General features: G+C 37.0%; 5 protein-coding genes. 3 read left to right on the top strand and 2 right to left on the bottom strand.

What is annotated here, in order from left to right; all coding sequences use genetic code 11:
• The first annotated feature begins 8 nt into the window (after positions 1-8).
• Both EWM59_RS23665 and EWM59_RS23670 read left to right on the top strand, forming a co-directional pair.
• A complete protein-coding gene (locus EWM59_RS23665; protein WP_130023728.1) occupies positions 9-1,205 on the top strand; it encodes a DUF748 domain-containing protein in 1,197 nt (398 codons plus the stop codon).
• Positions 1,206-1,241: 36 nt separating this feature from the next.
• Positions 1,242-3,392, top strand: a complete 2,151-nt coding sequence (locus tag EWM59_RS23670) for a catalase (RefSeq protein ID WP_130023729.1) — start codon at positions 1,242-1,244, stop codon at positions 3,390-3,392.
• Between the two features lie 81 nt (positions 3,393-3,473).
• Here the strand turns inward: EWM59_RS23670 and EWM59_RS23675 are convergent, their stop codons facing one another.
• Positions 3,474-4,016 (bottom strand): YciE/YciF ferroxidase family protein, encoded by a 543-nt coding sequence (locus EWM59_RS23675; protein WP_130023730.1) that lies wholly within the window; start codon positions 4,014-4,016, stop codon positions 3,474-3,476.
• 323 nt (positions 4,017-4,339) lie between these two features.
• Here EWM59_RS23675 and EWM59_RS23680 point away from each other — a divergent pair, with 323 nt between their 5' ends.
• Positions 4,340-5,191, top strand: a complete 852-nt coding sequence (locus tag EWM59_RS23680; protein ID WP_229239426.1) for an SMP-30/gluconolactonase/LRE family protein — start codon at positions 4,340-4,342, stop codon at positions 5,189-5,191.
• A 228-nt stretch (positions 5,192-5,419) separates the two neighbouring features.
• Here EWM59_RS23680 and EWM59_RS23685 read toward each other — a convergent pair whose 3' ends face one another.
• Positions 5,420-6,760: a transposase gene (locus EWM59_RS23685; RefSeq protein ID WP_130023732.1), complete on the bottom strand. Its 1,341-nt coding sequence runs from the start codon at positions 6,758-6,760 to the stop codon at positions 5,420-5,422.
• Between the last annotated feature and the right edge of the window lie 132 nt (positions 6,761-6,892).

Here is a 6,892-nt window from a genome sequence, read left to right on the forward strand (position 1 = left end):
GAGTTATTATGAAGAAAGACACAACTGCAACATCAGACAGGAAACATGCTGTCTCAAACAAAATACCCAAAAAGCGCAGGTGGTTGATAGTAATTGGTAGCATTATCGTACTTCTGATTGCACTGCGCTTAGTATTACCATACTTTGTTTTGAAATATGTTAATCGGGAATTGTCCGAAATGGAACAGTATTACGGGCATGTAGAGGATATTGATCTCGCCTTAATCAGAGGAGCTTATGTGATTAACGATATAAAAATTGAAAAGATAAATAACGAAACCAAGCAGCATGATACGATACCGTTTTTTAAAAGCCCTCATATAGATTTGTCCGTACAATGGAAATCAATTTTTAAAGGCTCTGTAGTAGGAGAAATTTATGTAGATGACCCCGTGCTGAATTTTGTAAAAGGCAAGCATAAGGGAGAGGATATTAAGGCTGATACTTCTGATTTCAGCGATTTAATCCGTGATTTAATGCCTTTAAAAGTGAACCATTTTGAAATAAACAATGGCCAGATTCACTACATTGACCAGAATGCAAGCCCATTAGTAGATGTTTCAATGAAGAAAATTTCTGCAGTGGCAGAAAATCTGACTAATGTAAACGATAGTACAAAATTATTGCCCGGAAGGATAAGAGCCACCGGAGAGATGTACGAAGGGAATTTTGAATTAAATGTAAATCTTGACCCTCTGCAAAAGGAACCTACTTTTGATTTGAATGCCAGGGTTACGAATGTAAATATGGTTTTATTGAATAATTTCTTTAAAGCCTACGGCAAATTTGATGTAAATAAAGGAAATTTTGGCCTTTATTCTGAGTTTGCAGCCAAAGACGGAGCCTTTAATGGCTATGTAAAACCGCTGATTAAAGATTTGGATATAGTTGAATTTAATAAGGAAGAGGGAAACCTCGGGCAGATATTGTGGGAGACTATAGTAGGAACAGTAGCAGAACTGTTTACTAACCAACCTAAAGACCAGTTTGCTACTAAAATTCCTATTGAGGGTAAATTTGAAAACCCTGATGTTAATCTATGGACTGCCATCAGTTATGTACTAAGAAATGCCTTTGTAAATGCCCTGAAACCGTCGGTTGATAATACCATTAGTATAGGAAATGTGCAGGCAGAACCAGAGAAAAAAACTTTTCTTGAAAAAGTATTCGGTGGGAAAAAGGATAAAAAGAAAGATAAAAAATAGGGCTTTTATTTCCAACAATTTAATATATACTTGGCCATGAAAAAAACAGATTCATTTGAGGCGAGCAAAAAAACGGAGGATTTGAGTATGAATACCGAAAATGCTGAAGGTCAATTGCTTACCAGCAATCACGGGTTACCTATTAATGATGACCAGAATTCTTTGAAAGCAGGTGAACGGGGAGCTACATTATTAGAGGATTTTATTCTGAGAGAGAAGATTACGCATTTTGATCATGAGCGGATACCGGAGCGGATTGTTCATGCCAGAGGTGCAGCAGCACATGGTTATTTTCAGGTATATGAATCAATGGAAAAATACACCAAAGCCCATTTTCTTCAAGACCCTTCTTTAAAAACACCTGTATTTGTCAGGTTCTCAACGGTGGCAGGCTCTCGTGGTTCTACCGATTTAGCAAGAGATGTGAGAGGCTTTGCCGTAAAGTTTTATACCGAACAAGGTGTTTATGATTTGGTGGGTAATAATATTCCGGTTTTCTTTATTCAGGATGCTATTAAGTTTCCTGATTTGGTTCATGCAGTAAAACCTGAACCTCACAACGAAATTCCACAGGCGGCATCTGCACATGATACTTTCTGGGATTTTATTTCTTTAATGCCTGAAAGCATGCACATGATAATGTGGACTATGAGTGATAGGGCAATTCCGAGAAGTTATCGGATGATGGAGGGTTTTGGTGTTCATACTTTTCGCTTCATTAATGCTGATGGGAAGTCGCATTTTGTGAAATTCCATTGGAAACCACTATTGGGCGTACATTCAGTTTGTTGGGATGAAGCACAAAAAATTTCTGGCAAAGACCCCGATTTCCATAGAAGAGATTTATGGGAAGCAATAGAAAATGGGGCTTTTCCTGAATGGGAGTTTGGTGTGCAGCTCATATCTGAAGATGATGAATTCAAATATGATTTTGATTTATTAGATCCAACCAAAATTATTCCTGAAGAATTAGTTCCTGTAAAAAAAATAGGGAAAATGGTGCTTAACCGGAATCCTGACAATTTCTTTGCTGAAACCGAACAGGTAGCTTTCCATCCCGGACATATTGTATCAGGTATTGATTTTACCAATGATCCATTATTACAGGGAAGGTTATTCTCTTATACTGACACACAACTGATACGTTTAGGTGGCCCTAATTTCCATGAAATTCCGATTAACCGTTCAGTTGCTCCTGTTCATAACCACCAACGTGATGGGTATATGAGACAAACTATTAATCAGGGAAGGGTCAGTTATAATCCTAATAGTTTAGGTGGTGGATGTCCTTTTCAAGCTAAAGCTATGCAAGGCGGTTTTCAGAGTTATACAGAACGAATAGACGGAAAAAAAATCCGTGGCAGAAGTAAAAGCTTTTTTGACCATTTCAGCCAGGCTACTTTGTTTTATGAGAGCCAGTCAGAGGCCGAAAAACAACATCTGACAGATGCTTTGAGATTTGAACTGGGCAAAGTAGAAACGATAGCAATCAGAGAGAGAATGGTGGGCTTACTTTCCCAAATTAATAAGAATCTGGCTAAAAATGTGGCTGATGCTTTAGGATTAAAAGTACCTGAAACTTTAGAGCAACCTGTTAATCATAGTATACCAGCTGATGGTAACCCTGAAGATTATCAACCTGTTGCCGGAAAGCCTCCTGTTAAAAAATCAGAGGCACTCAGCATGAATAGTACCAGTAAAAATACTATAAAAACAAGGCAGATAGCGGTACTCGCTGCCAATGGTTTTGACGAAAAATCATTAAACGATTTTAAAAAGGCTTTAGAGAAAGAGGGAGCTATGCTTACTATTATTGCACCTAAATTAGGGACGATTAAAAGTGCTGGCGGTAACGAAACAAAAGTAAATCAAAGCCTGTTAACTGCGGCATCGGTGCTTTTTGATGCAGTATTTGTCTGTGCCGGTGGCAAAAGTGTAGAAACGCTTTTAGAAGAACCCGATGCTGTGGAATTTGTAGATGAAGCCTATAAACATTGCAAGCCTATGGCTGCGGTCGGTGACGGAGTAGAATTACTGAAGGCTTCTAACAGAATTAAAAAAGAATTAGGTAAAGACACATCTCTACCATTAGGCATTCTCGTTGATAAATCTCCTGAAGAATTTGTTAGTGCAATAGCACAACATCGTTTTTGGGAACGAGAAAAGAAAGACAAGCATCTCAACTAAAGTTTGCGTCATAAAAGAAAGAAGCCTTGCCGATAAGACAAGGCTTCTTTCTTGTTACATACCAGAATTATTTACAATAGTTTATTCCTGAGCTGCTGCGACATTGATATGAGATTGTGCCAATTGTGTCAGTTTACTATCAGCGTCTTCTTCCTCGTTCAAGGTCATTTGTAGTATATCAGCTACTTCTTCGTAACCTAATATTTCTGCGATGGTTCTCAATGTCCCATAAGAGGCAATTTCATAGTGTTCTACTTTTTGTGCAGCTAATATTAAACCACAATCCCGTACCAATGAACCATCTTTGGTCGATTTGGTTATTTCATCAGCTTCTTCTAATAGCCCAATCATCGCAGCACATTTTTTGCCTTGCGCGGGTTCATCTAATAATTTAAAAACTCTTTCTATGCGGTTTACGTGTTCTTCAGTTTCGCTTAGATGAGACTCAAAAGCTCTGGTCAAGCCTTTTGAGGTAGCTGCCTGCGCCATCGTAGGCAATGACTTGGTTAACCTTGTTTCTGCCCAGTAAAGATCTCTCAAACCATCTAACAATAATCTTCTTAAATCTTCACCTTCATGGCTGCCATTCGAACTTGAACCAAAATTTTTGCTGTAAGTTTTCATAATTAATTCATTTGAGTGATTTAAAAGAAAGGTTTATGAAAAAGGCAAAAAAACTATACCATGTTCTCGGAAGGGTAAAATCAGATGAATATTCCTCAGTATTAAATTAAGCTGATGCCATATTGTAGGGTTTTTTCACCATGTCAAATAGCTAACTTTATTATTTTACTTTTCAATAAGAGTGAAATTTTGATACTACCTCTTTCACTCTGATTACTTATTTATATTTTTACGTTATCTATTCAAATTATTCTTATCATTCAATGAAAAACAATACAAAACAAATGGCGGTTATATGGGTATGTTTCATACTAAGTATAACTATGAAAGGATTCAGCCAACAGTCGGGCATTATAGCCGAAGGTGCCAAACCACAACTTGTTTCTAATGAATTTTCTTTTACAGAAGGCCCAGCCGTTGACAAAAACGGAAATGTGTTCTTTACAGACCAACCCAATAATAAAATATGGAAATATGATACAGACGGAAAACTCTCTGTTTTTATGGATAATGCCGGACGGTCGAACGGTACTTATTTTGATAAAAAAGGGAATCTGATAACCTGTGCCGACGAACACAATGAGATTTGGTCTATCAGCCCGGATAAAAAAGTAACTGTATTATTGAAAGGTTATAACGGGCATATATTTAATGGACCAAATGACTTATGGATCGATAAAAAGGGAGGAATGTATTTTACAGACCCGTATTTTCAGAGAGATTATTGGGAAAGAAAAAGCCCTGACCCTGAAATGAAAGGAGAAAAACTCTATTATCTACCAAAAGGCAAAAGCGAAGCGATTTTAGTTGACCCCGAAATTAAAAAACCTAATGGCCTGATAGGGACACCCGATAACAAATACTTGTATGTTTCTGATATGGGCAATCGGGCAATTGTCAGATATGATATTAATGCAGATGGTTCTTTAACTAATAAAAAAGAATTTGCCAAAGACCTTTCAGATGGGATGACTATTGATAATCAGGGCAACGTGTATCTGGCAGGTAGAGGCGTAACTGTCTATAACCCTGAAGGAAAAAAGATTGAGCAGATTGAGGTACCAGCCAAATGGACGGCCAATGTTTGTTTTGGAGGTAAAAACCTTGATACACTCTTTATTACGGCCTCTGAATCAGTTTTTGTTTTGCCAATGAAAGTAAAAGGAGTAAGATAACAAAAATACTATTGCAATAAAAAGGCTTCCCTTGGAAATTCAAATATTTAGGATTTTGTATTAGCAAGACACTCAAAAAGAGGGTGTCTTGTTAATTTTCAAGGCATATTATCTTTGAAAAGTACATTTTTTTTTGATTTTTTCTTTTGCGACGACTTTTTTCTTCAGGTATAGTCACACCAAGCCACCCCATCTTTATTGGTGGACATTTACTATTAAACTTTCAATTTAAGCGGCCATTTGTGCTTGCCTTTGAGCTTTCTGTCTTCTTTTGGCAATCAAAACGGCATTGGCAGTATGAATGCCGAAATAAAGCCAAACTTGTTCGTTGTCAGCACTCCTAGCTTTATTTTTATGTAGAAGATAATGTTCTTTTTCTGTTCCGAAGCTACCTTCCAATCTTGTAGCTCTTTCTTTATTGAGCAATGTTTTGATTTGTTTAGTGGCTTTGTCATCTTTGCCAGCTCCTTTTCTGACGAAATTGGTCTGTATGTCTTTCTTAGTAGTATATCTACGATTTTCATTAGTAGCATAAATGCGGTCAGCAGCTATATGTGTACATACACCAAAACTACTTTTGTGCTTGATTATACTTAATTTCAAGCGTTTATACTCATTGAAAGCCTCATAGCTACAATGTTCTATCATGCTAATTCCTCCCACTTGTAACTTATGGACTTTCATTCCAAACTCAACAGGTTTATTTTCTTTCCCCCTAACAATGGGTCTGATATAGGGCTTATATAAACTTACTATTCGATTTGGTATTTTGGCTTGATGGTGTAAATATCTCTGCCTTTGTTGCTGATAAACCAACTTAATGGTTTTAAAGGTTTCTGCCTCTGCAATGCTTAATCCTTTCGCCTGGGTTTGATTGAGCAGTAATTGATATGCTTCTATTGCTTTGTACAATAGCTTCAATAAAGCATTTTGCCTACTTCTAGTTTTCCGATGGCTTTTCTTCCGCAATTTACTGTAAGCGACATACTTAATCTTCTGTTCTTTAAACTTTGAACGCGGTAACTTGATTCGATAAGTGCTACAAAGTGAAGGAATTTGTTTCTCCCACAACCACTGACACGACTCCCAAAGCAACTTTACATCTGTGGGAAAGCGAATGTAGACCTCATAGCATGAAGCGTCCATCGATACTACCTGCTTATCAGGTATCTCTTGTTTCCATTGGCTAATCAGAGTTTGTTGAAAAACACCCAAATCAATATGTTTTGCCAGATAGGTTCGTACATTAGACACAAAAGCATTATCTCGAATCATTTGATAATCTTTCAGTTGAACGCCACAAAACATCTGTATTGCCCAGTCAGTGTTCAACCTCTCCAACAATTTTTCATCACTTAATTTTAGATAATGCTTTAGAAACATCAAACCAAAATAGCCTTGTGCAGGTAATAGTGAGGGAGAACCTACTTTCGTTCTTTTTTGAGGTAATAGCTTAACCAGAGCGGGCCAATCAATAGTTTGGTAAATAGCTCCCAATTCTGTCTTATTCTTGAAAATATACAATCGGGAAAAATTTGGAGAATCCAAGTCGATTAGAGTAAATTGCATCCGTATTTTATTGTTTTCGCAGACACAAAATACGAAAAACCCCGATATATGCCAAATCTGTGCATATTCGGGGTTTATTTATTTTCTAAAATATTGATAGTCAAATAATTACCCTATAAAAGGAAAGCCTAA

The organism is Emticicia agri (assembly GCF_004168285.1).
GTDB classification, from domain to species: domain Bacteria; phylum Bacteroidota; class Bacteroidia; order Cytophagales; family Spirosomataceae; genus Emticicia; species Emticicia agri.

What these genes read in the sequence shown, in the direction of transcription:
- EWM59_RS23665 (WP_130023728.1), top strand. Translation starts at nt 9, where the DNA reads ATGAAGAAAGACACAACTGCAACATCAGACAGGAAACATGCTGTCTCA.
- EWM59_RS23670 (WP_130023729.1), top strand. Translation starts at nt 1,242, where the DNA reads ATGAAAAAAACAGATTCATTTGAGGCGAGCAAAAAAACGGAGGATTTG.
- EWM59_RS23680 (WP_229239426.1), top strand. Translation starts at nt 4,340, where the DNA reads ATGAAAGGATTCAGCCAACAGTCGGGCATTATAGCCGAAGGTGCCAAA.
- EWM59_RS23675 (WP_130023730.1), bottom strand. Translation starts at nt 4,016, where the DNA reads ATGAAAACTTACAGCAAAAATTTTGGTTCAAGTTCGAATGGCAGCCAT.
- EWM59_RS23685 (WP_130023732.1), bottom strand. Translation starts at nt 6,760, where the DNA reads ATGCAATTTACTCTAATCGACTTGGATTCTCCAAATTTTTCCCGATTG.